This window comes from Haladaptatus sp. AB618 (assembly GCF_024136965.1).
In the GTDB taxonomy this organism is placed as follows: domain Archaea; phylum Halobacteriota; class Halobacteria; order Halobacteriales; family Haladaptataceae; genus Haladaptatus.
Genome location: NZ_JAMYJX010000003.1, coordinates 353899 through 375296 on the forward strand (window position 1 = coordinate 353899; position 21398 = coordinate 375296).

A 21398-nucleotide genomic window follows, 5' to 3' on the forward strand; every position below is an offset into this window, starting at 1 on the left:
GAAAATCGCCCCTTCTTTCTCACGCCCGCAGCGCCGACGTGAGCGCCAGCATCGCGATCAGCAGGAACACCAGCGCTGTCACGGGTTTGCCGCCACCGCCAGCCAGATACACGCCGTAGCCGAGCGCACCGGCGGCGACGCCGACGATGGTGCTCGATGCGGCGTGCATGATTTCGAGCGTCTGCGTGTCCGCCTCGCGGCCCAGTTGCTCGCCGACGTTGATGGCCTGTTCGCCGAAATCCCACGCGAGGACCGTCGCTATCGCGCCGGGAATCAGGAGTTCCGGCGGTGCCGCAACGAGGCTCCCGGCCAGAATTCCGGCGAGGAGGACGAACCCGCCGGTCGTGACGAGGCGGCGCGACCCGCGAACGACGCCGATGGCCACGAACAGCAGGCCGAACAAGCCGAAGAGTGCACCGATGCCGCCGAAGAGCGCACCCGCCCCGAGCGCGACGGACGCGGCGATGACCGAAAGCAGTTGACTCACCCGCGCCGGGGAGCGGTCGATGGTTTCCGAAGCGCTCCCGCTCATCGTGCCCACCGCCTGTTCATCTTCGCCAGCGTAACGCCAAGCAACTCGTCCGTGTCCCAGTCCACGGCCCGGATGCCGCTGGCGCGGATCGACTGGAGCCGTTGTCTTCGTTCCACCTGCGCGAGTCGTTCCCCGACCGACACGTCCGTCGTCGGGTCCGGGCTGACGACGGTGACGGCGTGGCCGATAGCGTCGAGTCGCCGTGCGATTTTCGGCGCGAAGTCGTCACAGAGCGGGGAGAAAAACACCACCTGTGCGTCGCTCGGCAGTCGTCGCTGAAGCCAGCGCAGCGACATCGTCGAGTAAAACGTCTCGTCCGACGGCGTCCGAGCGAACGCGCTGGCGTGCGAGAGCAGTTCCCGCGCTTCGACGCGGTGGGTTTCCCCCGTTGCGGGGGCGAGCCACGCGTCCTCCGGGCCGAGCGCGGCGATTCCGACCCTGTCGCCGTTGTCGAGGAGCGCGCTGAACGCGTCGCCCGCGGCACGAATCGAGTGTTCGACCGCGCCGGGGTCCTCGTGGTCGCTCGTCAGGTACGCCTGTTTTCGCACGTCCACGAGCAGGACGACGGTCGCCGTCCGCTCCTCGCGGAACTCGACGGTCGTCAGTTCCCCCGTGCGGGCCTTTCGCTTCCAGTCGATGCGCGAGAGCGGGTCACCGGGTCGATACTCGCGCGTGGCGAAGAATTCGATGCCAGTGCCGCCTTCACGGGTCGTCACTTGACCGACGTGGCGAATCGTCTGTTCACGTAACGGTACGTCCTCGGCGGTCGATTCGAGTTGTGACGTACACGAAATCTTCGTCTCGTCTTCGAGTTCGAACTCCCGTTCGAGCGCCCCGCTGAAGTCCCGGGCGAGGGCCTGTGCTGGGTCGAACTCGTGGTCGCCTCGGACCGCCTCGACGGTGTAGGTGAACACCGCGCGCTTGCCGGGGCGAAGCGCGGTTCCGATCCTGGGCGACCCGCCCGTCACGCGAAGTCCGTCCGGAACGCCGTCGATGACCCGGAGGTCCGGTGCGGTCCTGTCGCCGACGTTCTCCACGGTCACTTCGACCTCGGTTTCGTCGCCCGGCGCGGGTGTCGGGTCGCGGACGACTCGGGTCAGTTCGAACGCCGTCGATGGCGGCGTGGCGGTCCGGGCGTACGCCGCGAACGCGACGCCGACGACGCCGATGAGGAGCGTGACCGGACTCTCGGTGAATATCCCGACTCCGGCGGCGAGCAACACCATCGCGCTGACGCCGTGCCATCGGTTGGTCTCACGGATGACGTTCATTGGCTTTCCTCCACGTACCGGGCGACGGCATCGGCCGTCTTCCTCGCACGGTGTTGGAACGCGGTCTCGCTGCCGAGCGACCGACGCAGCCACTCACGCCACGAGCGGCGGGGAGCGGACGGTCCGCCGAGGAACGCGGCGGCTTCCGGGTCGTCCGTCCACCTTCCCGTCTCGATTTGGGTCCGCGCCTCGTCGACCGAACAACCGTCCCGCCTGGTGATTGCTGCGACGAGCGAACGTTCGAGGCGTTGCCGGAGTTCCTTTCGCGACCGGATGAGACGTTTTCGGTGGCCGGAGTGGACGGTCCGGAGCAGTTCGTCGAACTCCTGGCCGGGCGTCGGCAACGTCACGTTCGTCTCCGGGTCACCCGTGTCCGCGCCCTCCACGTCGGTCCGTCTCCGCTGTTGGATCACGCGAAGCCCTTGGACGAACGCCAGCACTCCGACGACTTTCACGAACACCTCCTGAAGGGGAAACATCGTCGCCAGCCCGGGCGCGACGGCGACCGCGAGCCCCCAGCCGACGGCGAGGAGACCGACGACGGTGACGACCGTTCTGCGTTTCATTCGCCACCCTCCTCGTCGTCCGCGTACGCTCGCTCGATACGACGGAGCGCATCTATCGCCCGCCGTTCGTGGTCCTCACTGGCGTCGTACCCTCCGTATCGAACCTCCTCGAAGACGCTCGTCAGTTCGTCCACGTCCTCGGGGTCCATCCCGGCGGCCACGGCGGCCGACGCGAACTCGCCCGGCGTGCTGGAGTGTGGCGATGGCACGTTCAGATACTCGGTCATCTCGCGCCACGCCCGATACACCTCGTTCTCGACGCCCGATTCCGATTCGATCCGGTCGGCAGCCTCACCGGCCGCACGACCCACCGCAGCGATGTCGGGTTGGTTCTCCTCCACGTTTCCGGCGTCCGGCCCCGTATCCTCGTTCCCGCTCGAACTCCGAACGAGCAGGACGACGGCTCCGAGGAGCGCGACGCCGAGGACGACGAACATGATGAGGGACGGCGTCGCCATGCCGTTCGCACCGTTGCCGAGTCCGCCGGTGCCGCCCTTCGGCAACGAGATGTCGCTCGTGTTTATCGCCCCGCCGAGAATCCCGCCGCCGTCGGGTGTGACACACGCCGTCAACAACGCGTGGATGAACAAGAAGGGAACACCGACCGGTCCGACGACCGCGAGGACACCGAGACCGCCGGCCTTCCGGTAGGCGAGCGCCGCGAGTAGCAGGAACGCGACGATCATGGCGAGGATGGCCGCGGTCGAATCGAGGACGGGATAGCACGGAAGCCTGAGCGGTGTTCCCATCTTCCCGCCACCGTTCGACATCGGTGGACTCGATCCGTTCGTTTGACTGCTTCCGATGCCGCCGGGGCCACCGCCGAGACCGGTTCCGGACCCGTCCTCCACGGCGGAGTTCAGGGTTGCGGCGGCGAACGCGATGGCGAGAATACAGAGGAGGGCGATGACGACGACGCGGGCGGTATCTCGTTCCACGGTACCAAGTAGCTGGATTGATAACTTAGGTTTTCTGTCTGCTCTCGGGGAAATAGCGCCGTGGAAGACAAGAAATATGGCCACCGATCCGCTCGGATGCGCTTGAAACACCCTCTACGGGGTGAACGTGGCGACGACATCGTCCCGTTTCTCCGGCGGTGCCGTGACGAAGCGGGGGCACCGCGACGAAGAGTTGTTCGAGTGGTCACACGAACGCGTCGGGCGAGTTCGCGTCGGCCGCCAGCAGTTCGACTATCCCTGAACCGACCTCGCTAATCGTTCACGACGACGCGGACAAAATCGACGGGAGACGGACTCACACACAACGGCCAACCGTTATGCCGCCCCCGCTCGTGTCATCGGTATGCGATTTGTGGGGGTGGTCGTCGTCGTTCTGCTCGTCTGTATCGCGCCGGTGAGTGGCGTGCTGGCCGGTGGAGGTAGCGGGAGTGGTGGGGGTGGACATGCGAAACGCGCCGGAAACCACCCGCCGGACCCGAGTTCCGACGTTATCGGCTGGGAACACGGCTACTGGTACAACGAGAGCATCGACGTGAACCAGCGGGACGGGTTGTCGAAGGCCGAAAAAAAGCGGTACGTCGCACGGGCGATGGCCCGCGTCGAGTTCATCCGAAATGAGGAGTTCACCCATCCGGTGACGGTCGAGGCGTTGCCCCGGAAGGAGTATCGAACGCTCGTCCGGCAGCAGGCGGCGAACAGCAACACGCCGTCGGAGCGTGCGTGGGAGAATCAGATCTGGGAGGGGTTGTTCGTCACGGGCGAGCAGGCCGACGCCGCTCGTCAGCAGACCACGCTCATGCAGGACCGCGTCGCCGGGTTTTATCTCCCGGGGAAGAACCGCGTCTACGTCATCTCGAACGGGAAGGGGAGGATCGACAACGCGACGCTGATCCACGAACTCACGCACGCGATGCAGGATCAACACAAGAGGCTGTCATCGCCACAACTCCAATCGAATTCGATGGACGAGCGACGCGGGCACGATGGCCTGACGGAGGGCGAAGCGACCTACGTCGAAAAGCGCTACGCGAACCGCTGTGACAAGTCGTGGCAGTGCGTCGGAAAGGTACACATCGCACGAAAGCGGACGCCGTACAGCGGCGGAAAACTCCCGCCGTACAACCTCGCCATGCAGGTCGCGCTCATTCAACCCTACTCGGACGGTCCGGCGTACGTCGCGTCGAAGTTCGATTCGGGCGGTTGGTCGGCGGTGAACGAGCAGTATCGACATCCGCCGAACTCGTCGAAGGCGGTCATCCATCCGGGAAAACGAACCGGATCACCGCCCCCGCTTCACCTCGGCGAACAGGCGCGAAACGGGTGGAAGCTGTACGGAAAACACGGTACAAACGGCTCACAGACGGTCGGCGAGGCGGGCATCTACACCATGTTCTGGTATCAGGGTCGGGCCGACGGCAATCCGATCATTCACTGGCAGCGGTTCCAGAACGCGGATCACGGGGAGTACGACCTGTTCGATTACTCCAGTCCCCCCTCGGATGGGTGGGCGAACGACCGACTCTGGCCGTACCACAAGGGGAAACAGCGCGGGTACGTCTGGCGGACGAAGTGGGAAACCGAGCGCGACGCCACCCAGTTCGTGCGGGCGTACCGCGAGTTGCTCCGCGGGAAAAACGCGAGACGCGTCGGCCCGAGCACGTGGCGAATTCCGAAGGGACCGTTCGCCGACGCCTTCCGAATCGACCGACACGGACGAACCGTGACGATAGTCAACGCCCCGACGGTCGGCGCGCTGTCGGACGTTCGGCCGGAGTCGAAAGCAAAACGGAAGATGCGGCTCTCACGGGTTCGTTGACGAGTTATTCGGAGATGGATGAGAGGGAAACGTCCCCGATTTTGTCGCTGGTTCGCCGTGTGCTACGGAGAGATGTCTCTCACGGTCGTCGGTCACCGAAGGAAAAATACGATTATGCGGTCGCCTCGTCGGTGGAGACGCTCGTCGGGAGCGCGTCCGTCTCGTCGGCCATGGTCAACAGGTCGTGGTAGCGGTTGCGAATCGTAACGGTGCTCACGTCCGACACCTCACTGACCGCGTCCTGCGTGAGATTTTCACCTTCGAGGAGCGCGGCGGCGTACAGCGCGGCGGCCGCGAGGCCGACGGGCGATTTGCCGCTCGTCGCACCCGTCTCTTTCGCCGTCTTGAGCAGGTCGTGGGCGCGGCGCTTCGTCGCGGGCGTGAGATCGAACTCGCTTTCGAACCGCGAGAGGTACTGCTCGGGGTCTGCGGGTTGGACGCCGAGGTTGAGTTCACGAACGATGTAGCGGTAGGTGCGCTTGAACTCCATGCCGTCGATCCGGCTGACGGTCGTTAATTCGTCCATCGTCCGCGGGATGCCGCTCTGGCGGGCCGCCGCGTACAGCGACGCGGTTGCGACACCTTCGATGGAGCGTCCCGGGAGGAGGTCCTCGTTCAGCGCACGGCGGTAGATGACGCTGGCCATCTCGCGGACGTTGTCCGGGAGGCCGAGCGCGCTCGCCATCCGGTCGATTTCGCCGAGCGCCTGTTTGAGGTTACGCTCCTTGCTGTCGCGGGTGCGGAAGCGCTCGTCCCACGTTCGAAGGCGTTGCATCTTCTCGCGCTGGCGTGGACTCAGTGACCGTCCGTAGGCGTCCTTGTTCTGCCACCCGATGTTGCTCGACAATCCCTTGTCGTGCATCATCTTCGTCGTCGGCATGCCGACGCGGGACTTCGAATCGCGTTCGCTCGCGTCGAAGGCCCGCCACTCGGGACCGTGGTCGATACCGTCGGTCTGGACGACGAGGCCACACTCGCTACAGACGGTCTCGGCGTGCTCGGAGTCGGTAATGAGGTTGCCGCCACATTCGGGGCACACCTCCGGCTCTCGCGTCTGCTCGTCCGTCCGCTGTTCCTCTCGTTCGGGCCTATGTTTCCCCGTCCGCTTTCGTTCGATGTTCGCTGCGGGCTGCTGGTCGTTCCGATTGATTTTCGTACTCGTCATGGTGGAAGGAAATGGAACCGATCCTCGGAATAAATCGCTGGCGAGGAGGGCTCGCTAACCCAATGTAAGCGACGAAAGTATATAAATGTGTTGCTTTATATTGCAAGCCTTCGGATATAGTCGTAGATTCATGTACGAAAATCAGTTTTATATGGCAACAATTGACATCCAGATTAAATTGATCATAAGAATATGTACCGCCCGTTTTCGAGGAGATAGAGATGACGCGACAGACGCGACGGACGTTCTTGGCTACCGCCGGTGCCATCGGTCTTGCTGGCTGTTCTTCTATCGTGGATAAATCACAACTCCCGATGAACGGGACCGGCCGGAATTCACGACCGAAAGCAGCTACTGGACCGCCGGTTCCGGCCGCGAGCGACTTCGAGAAACTGAGCGGATGGCAGGCGGTTTCCGGACAGGGAACCCTGTCGAAATCGACCGACGACCCGTACCGTGGGTCCCAATGTGCCCACATGGTCGGAAGCGACGCTACGAAGGCGGGCTGTATTTCCCGAACGCTGTCGGGGACCGACCTCCGCGGGACGAATTTCTCGATGGCTGTCAAGGTCGAAAACTACGACTTCGCCAAAATTCTCATCGAACTGGTCGCCCCCGACGGCGACAACGCCGTCCAACTCAAGCGGACGCTGGTCGGCCCGAGCGACCGCTGGGTGCGCGTCAACTTCGGTGTCACCGGCGTGGCGGGGACCCCGGACCTCTCGTCCGTATCCGAACTCCGAATCGTCGGGCGGCCGGTCGACACCAACGCCCGAGACCCCATCGAACTGTTCGTTGACGACCTCCGAACGGCCTCACGACCCGACAAGGGGGCGGTGATGTTCACGTTCGACGACAGCCACGCGACCCACTATCGCGCGTTCGAAATCCTGCAGAAGTACGACTTTGCCGGGGTAGAGGCCGTCATCCCCGAAAGCATCGGCCACGACGGCCGCCTGACGACGGACCAACTGTCCGAGATGGCGGACGGCGGATGGGACATGGCCGCCCACCCGGACGTGCAGGCTCATTCCTTCCCCGAATACTCGCCGGACGATCAGGCGGCGTTGCTGAAGCGCACGCAGGAGTACCTCCAATCACACGGGTTCGACGACGGCGCACGCCACTTGCTCGTCCCGAAGAACCAGGTCGGCCCGAACACGTTCGACCTCGCGCGAAAATACTACGACTCCATCTACAGCTTCGGCGGTTGTCCGAACGCCATGCCGTTCGAGAACGGGGACGCCATCGTCTCGCGCGTCAACGGTAAGGACCTCGACGTGACGAAGCGGTACGTGGACTACGCCGCCGAGTACGGCCAACTCGTCGTCCCGCTGTTCCACGCCATCGGCGACGGCGGCGAAATCAGCGAGTCCGACCTCGAATCGCTGGCCCAATACGTCCAGGGAAAGGACGTGGACGTCATCACCGCCTCCGACCTGCTCGACGGATAATCGTGACGAATCGTTCGTTCATTTCGTTCAAATCACAGCGCGTGAGTCGGTTCGTCCCGTCCGGTACGAACTCGATCTCCCCGAAAGGCTGACCGCCACCGCAGACTCTTAACGCCTCGCGCACCAATTGGAGGTATGACCGAGAAAGCGACACTCGCAGGCGGTTGTTTCTGGTGTCTCGAAGCGGCCTACAAGGAACTCGACGGCGTGCAGTCGGTCACGTCGGGCTACGCCGGCGGACACGTCGAGAACCCGACCTACGAAGCCGTCTGCTCCGGCGACACCGGCCACGCCGAGGTCGTCCAACTGGAGTACGACCCCGACGTGGTCGGCTACGACGAACTCCTGCAGGTGTTCTTCACCATCCACGACCCCACGACGCTCAACCGACAGGGTCCGGACGTGGGGAGCCAGTATCGCTCCGCGATCTACTATCACGACGACGAACAGAAGGACGTCGCCGAGGCGTACATCGACGGACTCGAATCCGAGGGCGCGTTCGACGACCCCATCGTCACCGAGGTCGAACCCCTCGACGCGTTCTACGAGGCGGATAGCTACCATCAGGACTACTACGAGAACAACCCCAACGACGCCTACTGCACGATGAACGCCCAACCCAAGATTCGCAAGGTTCGGGAGAAGTTCGCAGAGAAGGCGAAACAGTAAGCGCCGCGTCAGAAGTTGGCCGAGAATCCGTTCTTCGAGGAATGCGGTCTTCGATACCGACCGCGAAAACCTTCGCTACCGACTTCAGGTTCGTCGTTCGCTACGAACGGACGTGTTGATTTTGCCGCCATCGTCCCACCGAGAGAACCTCCCGAGAGAACCTCCCGAGAGGACCTTCCGAAAGTCCACGCCCGTTGTCCCGGAGTACGGCGCGTTTCGGTCGTCATCCCAGGAGCTACTGGAGCGCGAAGGCTATAATTTTAGCCCGACCTAAACTATTTAGCAATTCCGGTTTTTAGGTGGGACTAAAACTAGATTGCTGTCAGGTAGAAACTCGAACACAGCGGGAAGGTTCTAGCTAGAATATATTTCGTGAAATGAGTACGTTTTTGAAATCAACTGTCGTCCCTCCGAAACTCTCCCCGCGAGAGACACAATCCCGGCAGTTTTTATTACCCCGGGACGTAGGTGGGAGCAGACTGGGCAACTCGCGGGTGTGCGGCATCCCGCTGCGCGCGAGTGCCAGACCGACGTGCTGTAAGACGCCGGGGTCTGACGCTCGCGGCCCCGCGAGGATTTCAGTGAGCAACGCAACCGTCACGCCGTGTGACGTTTCAATGCTTGAGGAAAGCAAACTATGGAAATCGAAATCGCAACAATTGGCGGCTACGAAGAAGTCGGACGGCAGATGACTGCCGTCCGCGCGGGCGACGATGTCGTCATCTTCGACATGGGTCTGAACCTGTCGAAGGTGCTGCTTCACGATAACGTCGAAACAGAGAAACTCCACAGCCTCGACCTCATCGACATGGGCGCGATCCCGGACGACCGCGTCATGTCCGATCTGGAAGGCGACGTGAAAGCCATCGTTCCGACACACGGTCACTTGGACCACATCGGCGCGATCAGCAAACTGGCGCACCGATACAACGCGCCCATCGTCGCCTCCCCGTTCACCATCGAACTGGTGAAACAGCAGATCCAGGGCGAGGAGAAGTTCGGGGTCGAAAACGACCTCATGAAGATGAGCGCGGGCGAGACGATGCAGTTGAGCGACGAGGTCGAACTCGAATTCGTCAACGTCACTCACTCCATCATCGACGCGATCAACCCCGTGGTTCACACCCCGGAGGGTGCCATCGTGTACGGCCTCGACAAGCGCATGGACCACACGCCGGTTCTCGGCGACCCCATCGACATGAAGCGCTTCCGCGAGATCGGCCGCGAAGGGCCGGGCGTCCTCGCGTACATCGAGGACTGTACGAACGCGGGACGTAAGGGTCGAACCCCGAGCGAATCCGTCGCTCGCCGACACCTCAAAGACGTCCTGTACAGCATCGAGGACTACGACGGCGGTATCGTGGCGACGACGTTCTCCAGCCACATCGCCCGCGTGACCAGCCTCGTCGAGTTCGCACAGGACATCGGTCGGACGCCGGTCCTGCTCGGCCGCTCGATGGAGAAGTATTCGGGCACCGCGGAACGCCTGAACTTCGTCGACTTCCCCGAGGAAGTCGGCATGTTCGGCCACCGGAAATCCGTGGACCGGACGTTCAAACGCATCATGAAGGAGGGCAAGGAGAACTACCTCCCAATCGTGACCGGCCACCAGGGCGAGCCACGCGCGATGTTGACCCGTATGGGTCGCGGCGAGACGCCGTATCAGCTGGAAGACGGCGACAAAGTCGTCTTCTCGGCTCGCGTCATTCCGGAGCCGACGAACGAAGGCCAGCGCTACCAGTCCGAGCGTCTGTTGAAGATGCAGGGTGCACGCATCTACGACGACGTCCACGTTTCCGGCCACCTTCGAGAGGAAGGCCACTACCAGATGCTCGACGCACTGCAACCACAACACGTCATCCCGGCTCACCAGGACATGAAAGGCTTCGCGCCGTACGTGGACCTCTGTGAGTCACAAGGCTACCGTCTCGGTCGTGACCTTCACGTAACGCGGAACGGTAACCTCATTCAGCTGGTGGAGTGAAATGACAGACGCGAGTACGGAATCACGCGAAGAACTCGTCACCGAGACGGTGGGGCAGCGCCGCGAACTCGTCAACGCCGCGATCGAGGAGGAGCTTCCGATAATCGAACCGGAGCGCCTCTACGAGGCGTCCCGGTACCTGCTCGACGCGGGCGGGAAACGTCTCCGACCGACGGTCCTCTTGCTCGTCGCGGACGCGCTGGCGGACGTCGAACCCATGTCGGAAGCCTATCGGAAGTTCCCGGCACTCGACGGGAGTGAGGTGGACGTGATGGCCGCGGCGGTAAGCATCGAGGTCATCCAATCGTTCACGCTCATCCACGACGACATCATGGACGACGACGACCTTCGTCGCGGCGTGCCATCGGTTCACCGCGCGTACGACACCGAGACCGCGATTCTGGCCGGTGATACGCTCTATTCGAAGGCGTTCGAAATCATGCTGGAGACGGGAGCCACACCGGAGCGCTGTGTTACCGCACTCGACGTACTCGCGTCCACCTGCACGAAGATTTGCGAAGGGCAGGCACTCGACGTGTCCTTCGAGGAACGGCCGGACGTCCTTCCGGACGAGTATCTCGAAATGATCGAAAACAAGACGGCCGTCCTCTACGGCGCGGCGGCGAAAGTTCCCGCCGTGCTTCTCGGTGCGGACGAGGAAACCACCGAAGCGTTGTACCAGTACGGTATCGACGTCGGACGGGCGTTCCAGATTCAGGACGACGTCCTCGACCTGACCGTCCCGAGCGAGAAACTCGGCAAGCAACGAGGAAGCGACCTCGTCGAGAACAAACAGACCATCATCACGCTCCACGCCCGCAATCAGGGCGTGGACGTGGACTCGTTGGTCGAAACCGAGACGGTCGGCGACGTGACGGAAGCCGAAATCGACGCCGCCGTCAAGCGACTCGAAGCCGCCGGAAGTATCGACTACGCCACGGAAAAGGCACAGGAACTCGTCCAACGCGGCAAGGACCACCTAGGCGTGCTCCCGGACAACGAATCGCGCTTCCTGCTCGAACAGATCGCCGACTACCTCATCGAACGCGGCTACTGAGGTTTGGAAGCAACCTTCCCATTTTTTCAGTCCCCATCGACACAGCCAAGGCCGAGAACTACTCGTTCAGACCGCAAAAAAGAGCCGTGAATTCGAGTGTTGGTGGGTGCCTAGCAGCGTCTCTTACGAATCGACGTTTACATCACCGCCAGCGTTGGCGTTCGTGTTGTCCTGGTCGATACCGTTGTCCGAGACGGTGTCGTCGCCGGGACCGTTCCCGTTGCCTGCGATGATGACGTGGCTGTCAGAGACTGTGTTGCTGTCGTCCCCGTCAGTTATCTTCTGGCTGTTGTCGGTCGTTTTCTTCGTCACCTGATTTCCGCAATGCGGATTTTTGTGCTTCGTGTGCTTATTGCATCCTGGAAACTTGCTGGTCGCTGCGGCGGAACCGACTCCAAGACTAGCGACCATCGTAGCGACAACAGCAAGCGTCAACAGCGTCTGTAGTGTCCGTTTCATGTTTTCTCCACGAGCGGCGTCCGACCGCTCGTAAACTCGCTGCGGCCGGTTTGTATTTCAAGCCATCCGACCGTTGACCCGGTTTAGGTCGCCTGCGTTCCGATCCATTCCACACTACTGCCGTCAGGTTTGTAATCAATCTATGACGCGAAAAATGAGACCCGACCGCTCTGTTCCGATTTTACGCCGAACGGAACCGAACGGTATTCATCGACATTGTGCGTAGTAGCGAGATACAAACACGCAAGAAATACTAGCTGTTCGCGCGGATTTTTGAACGTTTGGAAGGATATTCGCCATTATCCATGGAATCTAGAATTTCTAACTAGTTTTCAAAGTCATTAATCCGAAATACCGTTTTTCAAACTCAGGGTTCATGTTATGTCCGATTCGGTAGGCTACTATCCATCGAACGCCTGACTCGAAGGCATCCATCACTGTGCCGAAAAGCGAGGTTTTTCACCCTGACCCTCAAATCGTCGGATAATGGACGATGAGTTACGGACGGAGATCGAGACGGAGGCGGAGAAGCACGCGCTGTTCAACGCGCTGAAACACGACAGCGACGCGGATGTCGGTGCTATCATGGGGTCGCTGATGGGGGAGAATCCGGACTTCCGCGAGCACGGGAGCGAAGTGCCGGGCATCGCGGGGAAGGTCGTCGCACAGGTGAACCAACTGGACGGCGACGAGCGCCGCGACCGACTGGAAGAACTGGACGCCGAACTCGTCGAGGAACTGGACGCCGAGGACGAGGAGGACGACCAAGTGCTCTCCGACCTGCCGAACGCGGAGGAGTACGATGAAATTCGGATGCGCTGTGCGCCGAACCCGAACGGCCCGTGGCACATCGGTCACGGACGGATGCCCGCCGTCATCGGGACGTACAAGGACCTCTACGACGGCGAGATGTTGGTGCGTTTCGACGACACCGACCCGGAGACGAAGCGCCCGGACTTGTCGGCCTACGACGCGATTCTTTCGGACATCGACTACCTCGGTTTCGAACCGGACGAGGTCATCAAGGCCAGCGACCGCCTCGAAACCTACTACGACCACGCCCGCGACCTCATCGAGAAGGGCGGCGCGTACACCTGCTCCTGTTCCGGCGAGGAGTTCTCGAACCTGAAGAACGACGCGGAGGCGTGCCCGCACCGCGACAAGGACATCGAGACGACGATGGCAGAATTCGAGGACATGATCGCGGGCGAGTATTCGTCCGGCGAGATGGTGCTCCGCGTGAAGACGGACATCGAGCACAAGAACCCCGCCCTGCGCGACTGGGTGGCGTTCCGCATCATCGATACGCCGCACCCCCGCCCCGAGGCCGCCGACTACCGCTGCTGGCCCATGCTCGACTTCCAGTCCGGCGTCGACGACCATCTGACGGGCATGACCCACATCATCCGCGGTATCGACCTGCAGGATTCGGCGAAACGCCAGCAGTTCGTCTACGACTACTTCGACTGGGAGTACCCCGAAACCATCCACTGGGGTCACGTGCAGGTGGACGAGTACGACGTGAAGATGTCCACCTCGACCATCAAGGAACTCATCGAGAAGGGAGAACTCGACGGCTGGGATGACCCACGTGCCCCCACCCTTCAGAGCGTCCGTCGCCGAGGCATCCGCGGCGAGGCCATCCGCGAGGCGATGGTCGGACTCGGCACCTCCACGAGCAACGTCGATTTGGCGATGAGCACCATCTACGCCAACAACCGCGAGTTGGTGGACGACGACGCGCCGCGCTTCTTCTTCGTCCGCGAGGGCGTCGAATACCCGCTCATCGGCGACTACCCCGAGGCCGCGGAACCGGCGGTTCACCCCGACCACGAGGACAGGGGAACGCGCCACATCCCGGCGGGCGAGGCCGTTCTCATCGAAGCCGACGACATCCCTGACCACGGCGAGCGTGTCTGGCTGAAGGGATTAGGCTGTTTCCAACACACCCGCGACGCGTTCCAGTACACGGGCGACGACATCAGCGCCGTCCGCGATGAGGGCGTGGACGTGATTCACTGGGTCCCCGCCGAGGCGAACGTCCCGGTCCGCATGCGAACGATGGACGGCGACGTGGAAGGCGTCGCGGAACCCGACTTCGCCGAAACCGACGTGGACGACATCGTCCAGTTCGAGCGCGTCGGGTTCGTGCGAGTGGACAGCGTGGCGCGAAGCGCCACGGAAAGTCGAGCGGCAGAGCCGCGAGACAGTGAGGACGGCGACGAGACGGTGACCTACTTCGCGCACGAGTAACTCGGCGGAACCCCGTCGTTCCTCTGTTTGTCGAGGAACTCCGACCGGTACTCGGATTTCGGTCGTCCCCGGACGACTACGGGCACCGACAACTATATCGTCTGCTACAAAAATCGTTGAATAGTGACAGAAGAGGCGGGGGAAGAAAAACGGACGCCGCTCGGAATCAGCCTTCTCTGTCTGTTGTTGCTGTTGTACGCGTTCTTCTGGATGCTGGCGTGGATGCTTTCGAGGGGGAGTCCGGTACTGGAAGTGATAGCGGTCCCCATCATCGTCGGACTGCTGTTACTCGCGTACCTCCTATACGCGGGGAACCGGACCGGGTTATGGATTGCGATGGTCGTACTGGGGGGAAGTACACTGTGGCGATTCTCGCTCGTCGTGGCAGGGGAAACGGGAAACCTCTCGAATGCACTGGTCGGCGTCGTACTGGTACTGTATCTGTTCAGCCAGCGCGATTACTATCGATCCACCACATCGTAGTCCGCACATCGATCGGGGACGAGTTCGCGTCTCACTCCCAGTCCACGTCCGCAAGCGGTTCCGCGACGACACCGTCCTGCTGCGCCAGCACCCTTGCGTGACTCGTACAGACGAGTCGGTTGTCAGCCCACGGGATGTGGAGTCGGACCGCCGCTTCGTTTTCACAGTCGTTTTCGGCACAGTTCATCGGCTGAATACAACGGATCGGAATCACATGGCTGTACTGATCGAACCGTGGATACGGCGGCGGAGTTAATATAAAAGGGTTTCAAGAATAACCCCGCGTTTCAGGGACGCTGCGAAACTCCATTCCCTATGGACGCTGCTGAGTTGGAGGAAGGTGCCGATTTCGTGTACGAAATCGACGCCGGTGAAACCGTCACGGAGGGGGTAGTCACCGCCGTCGCGGCGACGACGAACACCGAGATACATCGTCTACCGCCGCTGTATGAGACGGTGAACGCGGACGCGCTCAACGAGTTGTTCGCGGACAGCCATCGGGGAAAGATGCGAACTTCGGGGCGAGTTAAGTTTACTTATCATGGGTGTGAAGTGGTCGTGCTGAGTAACGTTCGCATCATCATCATCGAGGCGGACGTTTGATGCCAGAATGCGCTACGGGGACTGGAACAAAATGAGCGTCATTGCAGAATTCACGATTCCTACCGAAGAGTTCGCACTCTCGCAGGCTTTCGCTGCGATCCCGAACATGGCCGTCGAAATCGAACGGATGGTCGCACACCCCGCGAGTCGGTTCCTCCCCTATCTCTGGGCGTGTGGGGGGACGACGACCACGGTGGAGCGGGAACTCCGTGACGATCCGACGACGGTTTCGGTGACGAAGCTCACCGAAATCCCCTACGGGTCACTCTTCCGTATCGAGTGGTCGGACGAGACCCGGGAAACGGTCGAGGACGTGCTGGAGAGCGACCCCGTCATCCTCACCGGCACCGCCGCAAAACAAGGGTGGGATTTCCAGATGCGGTTCGAACACCGCGACCACATCTCGAAACTCCAGTCAGACTTGAGCCATCACGACGTCAGCGTCGAGTTGAAGCGGTTACACACGCCGGAGACGCCGACGGTCGATGGTCAGTTCCTCCTCACGTCGAAACAGCGGACGGCGCTGAACTCCGCGCTCGATTCGGGTTACTTCGAGGTACCACGAGAAACGAACCTGAGCGAGTTGGCCGAGGAACTCGACATCAGCCAACAGGCCCTGTCGAAACGGCTCCGACGCGCTCACCGGACCGTGAGCCGTCACATCCTCACGACGGGACCGAACGAAATCGCGGACGACCGGCTCGATTAATCCGAATATCGCGCCTTCTCCGCCAGTGCGGCCTCGTTTCCGTAGGTATCGACCAACGGCTGGAACGACGCGCCCAGCGCCCGCATCGCTTCGCCGGGGGAGTGAAAGCCGAGTTCGTCCGCAACGGCGGACCAGCGATGGGCTTGGAGTACCTTCCGAACCAGTAGCCGCTCCTGACGCGGCGAAAGCAGGTCCGGGGCCGCCGGGTCGGCGAGCTGTTTCACGACCAGTTTCCGGAACGGGGCGGGGCCGTGGTCGAACTGCCCCGGGCCGTAGGCGCTCGCGGCGACCAGCCGCCACTCCCAGTCGGTGAGCGAGGAGAGCGAAATTTCGGTATCGGTCGCCAGCAGCGATTCGCGGACGACGTCGGGGTCCATGTCGTCGAGGGCGTCCGAAAGCACCGAAGCGATCCGTCCGGCGAACCGACGGGCGTGACGGTCGTACAGGTCCCTTCCCGTGGAGGAGATCGGGTCGAACATGAGCGCGGAGTACTCGCCGCTGGCGTCGTTGCGCGTGGTCGAGAGTTGGACGGTTCGATAGCCGTTTTCGCGCCAGAACCGCAGCAGTTCGGGGGTTGCGCCGAACCCCGTGCCGAGCCAATCGAGGTCCGAGAACTCCCGGCGAACCTCGGCGAGCAGACGGGACCCCAATCCGGACGAGCGCACGGCGTGGTGGGTTGCGATTCGCATGATTCGCATTCCGGTGGGGATTCCGGCGTCGAAGTCGCGGAGTTGCGTCGTCAGCACGTCGGGGAGCATGTTGCCCTTCACCCGACCGCCGTCGTACATGTGTTCGCGCACGTCCGTCGGAAGGTTCCCTTCGCGAGCCAACAACGCCACGCTGACGACGTGGTCGTTCCAGCAGAGCGCCCGAACCGCGACGTTCGGCGCGTCCAACAGTCGGGCGAGGTCGGCGGGTTCCGTCCGATAATGGGCGAGCACGAGCAGGCCGAACGTCTCCCGGAGCAGGTTCTCGTCGGCGAGCAGGTCGTCCGCATCGATCGTTCGATACTCCGCCGTGTCGGGGGTCGCGTCGATGACGAGCGGGTCCACGGCGGGTCGTGCGTCGAGCGCGAGCGCACGAAACGACCACACCTCGATCGGATCGCCGGGCGCGTACCGGATCGGTTCGACCAGACTCACGTCGGTCACGTCGTGGCCGCTCCCTTCGAGTCGGGTGCGGAAGCGTACCGAGAAGCCACGTCCGGCACCCTCGTAGCCGTGAATCGTCGTCGTGAACGCAACTCGCGGGAACGACAGGAACCGCTCCAGCATCCGTACCGGGAGCGCGGCGGCCTCGTCCACGAACACGATATCGGCGTCGACCGAAACCGCCTCCGTCGGCTTTTCGAATCGAACGCTTCCGCCCTCCTTCGTCGTGATTTTGGTCGGCGGGTCGTGGTCCGTGTCGGCGAGTTCGCCTACCGTGTCGAGCAGCGCGGCCGCGCGGACGAAAACCTCGCGGGCGCTCCGATAGCTTCGGGCCGTCACGAGCACGTCCTCGCCGTCCGCGGCGAAGCACCCGGCGGCGATTCCCGCGGCGCTCGACTTTCCACGGCCCCTGTCGGCTTCGACGACGACCGCGTTGTCGGGTTCTGAAAGCGCGTCGAAGGCGTGGACGGCCGAAGCTTGATCGTCGGTGAGACAGGATTCGATGGCGGCCGCGGGGAAGATTTCGTCCTCGCCCGAGAACGTCCGTTCGGTTTCACGGTCGGCCAATCGCGGCGCGGGATCCGTCAGTCCGTCGTCCTCGACGGATTCGGAATCCACGTCCACGATGGCGATTCCACGGTGGGCACGAAGCAGGGAGACGAACCGTCGTCGGAAGTTCCCGCTCACGTCATCGACGGAGTACGGCGGGACCGCGAGCGTCGCGTCGAAGTCGTCCCGGCGGGTCGCCCACGAGTCCAGCGGCGGTGTGAGCAACACGAAGAGGCCGCCGCCGTCCACCGCGCCGACGACCCTCCCGAGCGCGTTCGGTCGAAGTTCGTCGTGAGCGTCGAAGACGACCGCCTCGTGGGTCGTTCCGAGGAGGTTCCCGGCCCGGTTCTGGCTCACTCGTTCGCAGTCGAGCACGCTTCGAGGGGCGACCTGTGAGGTTTTCCCCTCGGGGATTTTTGCGGCGGCGAGGGCATCCTGAGCGATTTCGTAGCCCTCCTCGCGGTCCCCGGCGAGGACGAGGAGTCGCCGCTCGTTCGACTCGCGGGCTTCGTTGCGGAGCGCGGCCACCAGTGACGAGACGTTCACGTCCGTGTTTGGTCGGTTCGCCGCAAGGATGTTTCTCTTTGGTGGAGGAAAAGACAGGAGTCGCGGCGAGGTGGGGTTTACGTGATGGCGTCAACCCGCTCGCATTTCGTGCGCGGGGACCTCGCCGGATAGAATGTCCATGGCTTCACGTATATGCTTTCTGGGTTATGTCATTGAAAATTACTTTCCGTCGGCTACCCTGCAAGCGACGATCCGGCGTACAGTGCAACGACGAGCAGGATCCAGACGGCGTCCACGAAGTGCCAGTACATCGTGACGGTCGTCACCGAGGTGTCCCGTTCCTCCGAGAACTGGCCGTACAGTGCGCGGATGAACAGGACGCTCATGAGGACGATACCCAGCGTGACGTGGAGGCCGTGTAAGCCGGTCAGGCCGAAGAAGGCGCTCCCGAAAACGCCTGACGTGATGGTGAATCCCTCGTGCGTGATGAACAGCATGTACTCGTAAATCTGCCCGCCGATGAAGACCACTCCCAGGAGAACGGTCAACCCGAGGAAGGCGATGAATCGCTGTCGATGCCCACGGAGTAGCGACATATGCGCGTAGTGGAGCGTCCCGCTGCTGGCGACGAGGATGACCGTGTTGACGAGGACGAGTGCACTCAGTACGTCCGGAATGCCTCCGGCCGGCGGCCACGTCCCGACGCGGATGAAGAAGTAGTAGACGAATCCCGCGCCGAACGTCGCCACTTCGGTCCCGAGGAACAGGGTCATCCCCCAGCGGAGTTTCGTCCCCCCAGAACCGTCATGTTTCCAGTACTGGTCCACGAACCCGTGATACAACCACCCGTACAGTCCGGTGAGGAAGACCATCGTCCCCAAGACGAACAGGACAGGGCTGACGAACGTCGGAACGTAGCTGTTTCCGCCGTGGCTCAGGACGTACAACCCGGCGCCGACGTACAGGCTGACGATACCCAGGGCGCCGATGAACGGCCACCACGAGGCTTCGCCGAAATCCTTCGGCCAATCCTCGGGCGCTGAAAAGTGCTGTTCCTCCTCGTCGGCCACCGTTTCGGTGCTCATGACCGGCCCCCACTCATGAACCGACGTACGGGTCGAACGCACAAAACAGGTGTTCGGATTCGTCGGAAACGTTTCGACCGGGAAATTGCCCAGTCGAACGGTGAATTGAAACGTTTTTGTCATTCGTCCGTTTCGGTACGAGCATGCCTGGCCCCATCTTCTGCTCCGGTGAACGAGTCGAACTCAGGACGACCGAACGGGAGGACGTCGACTTCATCCAGCGCGCTCGAACTGATCCGGCCATCCGAACGTCGCTCGGGTTCGTCCGACCGTACAACCACGAGCAGACCGAGGAGTTCTTCGAGAACACGATTTCGGCGGACAACGGCGATTCGAACTTCCTCGTCTGTGTGGACGGTGAACCGATCGGCGAGGCGAACCTGTTCCGCGTCGAGCGCGACCACGGCGAGATTGCCTACTGGCTCGATTCCGACTGGCAGGGCGAGGGCTACGCGACGGAAGCCGTTTCGCTGCTCCTCCGGTACGCCTTCGGCACCAGAGGACTCCATCGCGTGTTCGCTCGAATCGGGGATTTCAACGACGGGTCACAGGGACTCGTGGAGCGATTGGGATTCCAGCGGGAGGGCCGACTTCGTGACCACACGTTTTGGCGTGGGGGGTACCACGATACCTTCGTTTACGGCCTGCTCCGCGAGGAGTGGGACGGCGGTTTCGAGTCCCATGAATAATCCTCCGAAATCGCCCGATAGGAGCGTGTGCGCCACCGTGGCACCCCGTCATGGATTTGAAAGCGTTTTTATGGGGGCATACTCTACTGGAGGGTACAACCTACGCGGGGTTGATGATGCTCCTAGCCGTACAGGACTCATCCGGCAGGGGAGCCTGAGCCAGCGCGTAGGAGAGGTGAACAACCTATGCCAGTATACGTCAATTACGACGTCCCAGCTGACTTGCAGGACCGAGCGCTCGACGCGCTCGAAGTCGCACGGGACACAGGAAGTGTAAAGAAAGGAACGAACGAGACGACCAAGGCAGTCGAGCGCGGCAACGCCGACCTCATCTACGTCGCGGAAGACGTGACGCCGGAGGAAATCGTCATGCACCTGCCCGAACTCGCCGACGAGAAGGGAATCTCCTTCATCTTCGTCGAGACGCAGGACGATGTCGGTCACGCGGCCGGACTCGAAGTCGGCAGCGCCGCCGCCGCCATCGTTGACGCTGGCGAAGCCAGCGACGACGTGGACGACATCGCCTCGAAGGTCGAGGAACTTCGGTGAGGTGGTAGACGATGAGTGCTGAAGAGACCGGACAGGAGGATTCCACCTCCGCCGAGGTCATCGAAATCGTCGGTAAGACGGGGATGCACGGCGAGGCCATGCAGGTCAAGTGCCGCATCCGTGAAGGTAGCAACCAAGGGCGAATCATCACTCGCAACTGTCTCGGGCCGGTCCGAGAGGGCGACGTGCTCCAGTTGCGAGAGACCGCACGTGAGGCAGACTCCATCGGAGGACAATAATGCCACAGACACGCGAGTGTGATTACTGCGGAAACGACATCGAACCCGGCACGGGAACGATGTTCGTCCGCGTAGACGGAACGACCATCCACTACTGCTCCGCGAAGTGCGAGAAGAACGCCGACCTCGGGCGCGAACCGCGCGACCTCGAATGGACCGAGGCCGGCCAAGCAGAGAGTGGTAACGAATGAGCGAACGAACCTTCGTGATGGTCAAGCCCGACGGCGTTCAGCGCGGTCTCATCGGGGAAATCGTCTCCCGGTTCGAGGACCGCGGACTGAAGATGGTCGGCGGCAAGTTCATGCAGATCAGCGAGGAACTCGCCCACGACCACTACGGTGAACACGAGGGCAAGCCGTTCTTCGACGGCCTCGTCGAGTTCATCACGTCCGGCCCGGTCTTCGCGATGGTCTGGGAAGGGCAAGACGCAACACGACAGGTTCGCCGCATGATGGGCGAAACCGACCCAGCCGAATCCGCCCCGGGCACCATCCGTGGCGACTTCGGTCTCGACCTCGGCCGAAACGTGATCCACGGTTCGGACCACGAGGACGAGGGCGCAAACGAGCGCGAAATCGGCCTGTTCTTCGACGAAGAGGAACTGGTCGATTACGAGCAAGTCGACGCCGAGTGGCTGTACGAATAAGCC

General features: G+C 62.3%; 24 protein-coding genes. 15 read left to right on the forward strand and 9 right to left on the reverse strand.

The window, feature by feature from the left end; genetic code table 11:
* Positions 1-19: 19 nt before the first annotated feature.
* The 4 genes from NKF26_RS12265 to NKF26_RS24375 are packed head-to-tail and all read right to left on the reverse strand — an operon-like array spanning position 20 to position 3307.
* Positions 20-532: a hypothetical protein gene (locus NKF26_RS12265; RefSeq protein ID WP_253229054.1), complete on the reverse strand. Its 513-nt coding sequence runs from the start codon at positions 530-532 to the stop codon at positions 20-22.
* The gene (locus tag NKF26_RS12270) at positions 529-1803 is read right to left on the reverse strand and encodes a DUF58 domain-containing protein (RefSeq protein ID WP_253229053.1); all 1275 of its coding nucleotides are present in this window, start codon (positions 1801-1803) and stop codon (positions 529-531) included. The genes NKF26_RS12265 and NKF26_RS12270 overlap by 4 nt, the downstream gene beginning before the upstream one ends.
* Positions 1800-2369: a hypothetical protein gene (locus NKF26_RS12275; protein ID WP_253229052.1), complete on the reverse strand. Its 570-nt coding sequence runs from the start codon at positions 2367-2369 to the stop codon at positions 1800-1802. Before NKF26_RS12275 ends, NKF26_RS12270 begins: the two co-directional genes overlap by 4 nt.
* A complete protein-coding gene (locus NKF26_RS24375) occupies positions 2366-3307 on the reverse strand; it encodes a DUF4129 domain-containing protein (protein WP_253229051.1) in 942 nt (313 codons plus the stop codon). Before NKF26_RS24375 ends, NKF26_RS12275 begins: the two co-directional genes overlap by 4 nt.
* Positions 3308-3434: 127 nt before the next feature.
* On the opposite strand from NKF26_RS24375, the gene NKF26_RS24110 reads away from it, so the two are divergent.
* Positions 3435-3569: a hypothetical protein gene (locus NKF26_RS24110; RefSeq protein ID WP_256487025.1), complete on the forward strand. Its 135-nt coding sequence runs from the start codon at positions 3435-3437 to the stop codon at positions 3567-3569.
* A gap of 102 nt (positions 3570-3671) precedes the next feature.
* Complete coding sequence (locus tag NKF26_RS12285; RefSeq protein ID WP_253229050.1) at positions 3672-5144, forward strand: Hvo_1808 family surface protein; 1473 nt, start codon at positions 3672-3674, stop codon at positions 5142-5144.
* Between the two features lie 112 nt (positions 5145-5256).
* Here the strand turns inward: NKF26_RS12285 and NKF26_RS12290 are convergent, their stop codons facing one another.
* Positions 5257-6309, reverse strand: a complete 1053-nt coding sequence (locus NKF26_RS12290) for a transcription initiation factor IIB family protein (RefSeq protein WP_253229049.1) — start codon at positions 6307-6309, stop codon at positions 5257-5259.
* A 221-nt stretch (positions 6310-6530) separates the two neighbouring features.
* On the opposite strand from NKF26_RS12290, the gene NKF26_RS12295 reads away from it, so the two are divergent.
* From NKF26_RS12295 to NKF26_RS12310, 4 genes are all read left to right on the forward strand, one after another.
* Complete coding sequence (locus NKF26_RS12295; RefSeq protein ID WP_253229048.1) at positions 6531-7763, forward strand: polysaccharide deacetylase family protein; 1233 nt, start codon at positions 6531-6533, stop codon at positions 7761-7763.
* Positions 7764-7898: 135 nt separating this feature from the next.
* Positions 7899-8432 carry a peptide-methionine (S)-S-oxide reductase MsrA gene (gene msrA / locus NKF26_RS12300; RefSeq protein ID WP_253229047.1) on the forward strand — a complete coding sequence of 178 codons (534 nt, stop codon included), beginning with the start codon at positions 7899-7901 and terminating at the stop codon, positions 8430-8432.
* Between the two features lie 637 nt (positions 8433-9069).
* A complete protein-coding gene (locus tag NKF26_RS12305; protein WP_253229046.1) occupies positions 9070-10416 on the forward strand; it encodes a ribonuclease J in 1347 nt (448 codons plus the stop codon).
* 1 nt (position 10417) lies between these two features.
* A complete protein-coding gene (locus NKF26_RS12310) occupies positions 10418-11473 on the forward strand; it encodes a geranylfarnesyl diphosphate synthase (RefSeq protein WP_253229045.1) in 1056 nt (351 codons plus the stop codon).
* A gap of 123 nt (positions 11474-11596) precedes the next feature.
* Here NKF26_RS12310 and NKF26_RS12315 read toward each other — a convergent pair whose 3' ends face one another.
* Positions 11597-11785, reverse strand: a complete 189-nt coding sequence (locus NKF26_RS12315; protein ID WP_066147844.1) for a hypothetical protein — start codon at positions 11783-11785, stop codon at positions 11597-11599.
* A 633-nt stretch (positions 11786-12418) separates the two neighbouring features.
* Here NKF26_RS12315 and NKF26_RS12320 point away from each other — a divergent pair.
* Both NKF26_RS12320 and NKF26_RS12325 read left to right on the forward strand, forming a co-directional pair.
* Positions 12419-14185 carry a glutamate--tRNA ligase gene (locus NKF26_RS12320; RefSeq protein ID WP_253229044.1) on the forward strand — a complete coding sequence of 589 codons (1767 nt, stop codon included), beginning with the start codon at positions 12419-12421 and terminating at the stop codon, positions 14183-14185.
* A 123-nt stretch (positions 14186-14308) separates the two neighbouring features.
* The gene (locus NKF26_RS12325) at positions 14309-14668 is read left to right on the forward strand and encodes a hypothetical protein (protein ID WP_253229043.1); all 360 of its coding nucleotides are present in this window, start codon (positions 14309-14311) and stop codon (positions 14666-14668) included.
* 31 nt (positions 14669-14699) lie between these two features.
* Here the strand turns inward: NKF26_RS12325 and NKF26_RS12330 are convergent, their stop codons facing one another.
* The gene (locus NKF26_RS12330) at positions 14700-14855 is read right to left on the reverse strand and encodes a hypothetical protein (protein WP_253229042.1); all 156 of its coding nucleotides are present in this window, start codon (positions 14853-14855) and stop codon (positions 14700-14702) included.
* Between the two features lie 128 nt (positions 14856-14983).
* Between NKF26_RS12330 and NKF26_RS12335 the strand changes: the two genes are divergently transcribed.
* Together NKF26_RS12335 and NKF26_RS12340 are read left to right on the forward strand one after the other, a co-directional pair.
* Entirely contained in the window at positions 14984-15271 is a 288-nt protein-coding gene (locus NKF26_RS12335) for a HalOD1 output domain-containing protein (RefSeq protein ID WP_253229041.1), read from the forward strand.
* Positions 15272-15302: 31 nt separating this feature from the next.
* Positions 15303-15980: a helix-turn-helix domain-containing protein gene (locus NKF26_RS12340; protein ID WP_253229040.1), complete on the forward strand. Its 678-nt coding sequence runs from the start codon at positions 15303-15305 to the stop codon at positions 15978-15980.
* Here the strand turns inward: NKF26_RS12340 and tmcA are convergent.
* Together tmcA and NKF26_RS12350 are read right to left on the reverse strand one after the other, a co-directional pair.
* Positions 15977-18226 (reverse strand): tRNA(Met) cytidine acetyltransferase TmcA, encoded by a 2250-nt coding sequence (tmcA, locus tag NKF26_RS12345; protein WP_253234391.1) that lies wholly within the window; start codon positions 18224-18226, stop codon positions 15977-15979. The genes NKF26_RS12340 and tmcA overlap by 4 nt on opposite strands.
* Before the next feature lie 194 nt (positions 18227-18420).
* On the reverse strand, positions 18421-19272 hold the full coding sequence (locus tag NKF26_RS12350; protein WP_253229038.1) for a heme-copper oxidase subunit III: 852 nt from the start codon (positions 19270-19272) through the stop codon (positions 18421-18423).
* A gap of 143 nt (positions 19273-19415) precedes the next feature.
* Here NKF26_RS12350 and NKF26_RS12355 point away from each other — a divergent pair, with 143 nt between their 5' ends.
* The 5 genes from NKF26_RS12355 (at position 19416) to ndk (ending at position 21395) form a co-directional block, all read left to right on the forward strand.
* Positions 19416-19961, forward strand: coding sequence for a GNAT family N-acetyltransferase (locus NKF26_RS12355; protein ID WP_253234392.1), 546 nt, complete (start codon positions 19416-19418; stop codon positions 19959-19961).
* Between the two features lie 186 nt (positions 19962-20147).
* On the forward strand, positions 20148-20510 hold the full coding sequence (gene rpl7ae / locus NKF26_RS12360; protein WP_066147863.1) for a 50S ribosomal protein L7Ae: 363 nt from the start codon (positions 20148-20150) through the stop codon (positions 20508-20510).
* A gap of 11 nt (positions 20511-20521) precedes the next feature.
* Positions 20522-20749, forward strand: coding sequence for a 30S ribosomal protein S28e (locus NKF26_RS12365; protein ID WP_007978744.1), 228 nt, complete (start codon positions 20522-20524; stop codon positions 20747-20749).
* On the forward strand, positions 20749-20940 hold the full coding sequence (locus NKF26_RS12370; protein WP_066147867.1) for a 50S ribosomal protein L24e: 192 nt from the start codon (positions 20749-20751) through the stop codon (positions 20938-20940). Before NKF26_RS12365 ends, NKF26_RS12370 begins: the two co-directional genes overlap by 1 nt.
* Positions 20937-21395, forward strand: a complete 459-nt coding sequence (gene ndk / locus NKF26_RS12375; RefSeq protein ID WP_066147870.1) for a nucleoside-diphosphate kinase — start codon at positions 20937-20939, stop codon at positions 21393-21395. Before NKF26_RS12370 ends, ndk begins: the two co-directional genes overlap by 4 nt.
* Positions 21396-21398: the final 3 nt, after the last annotated feature.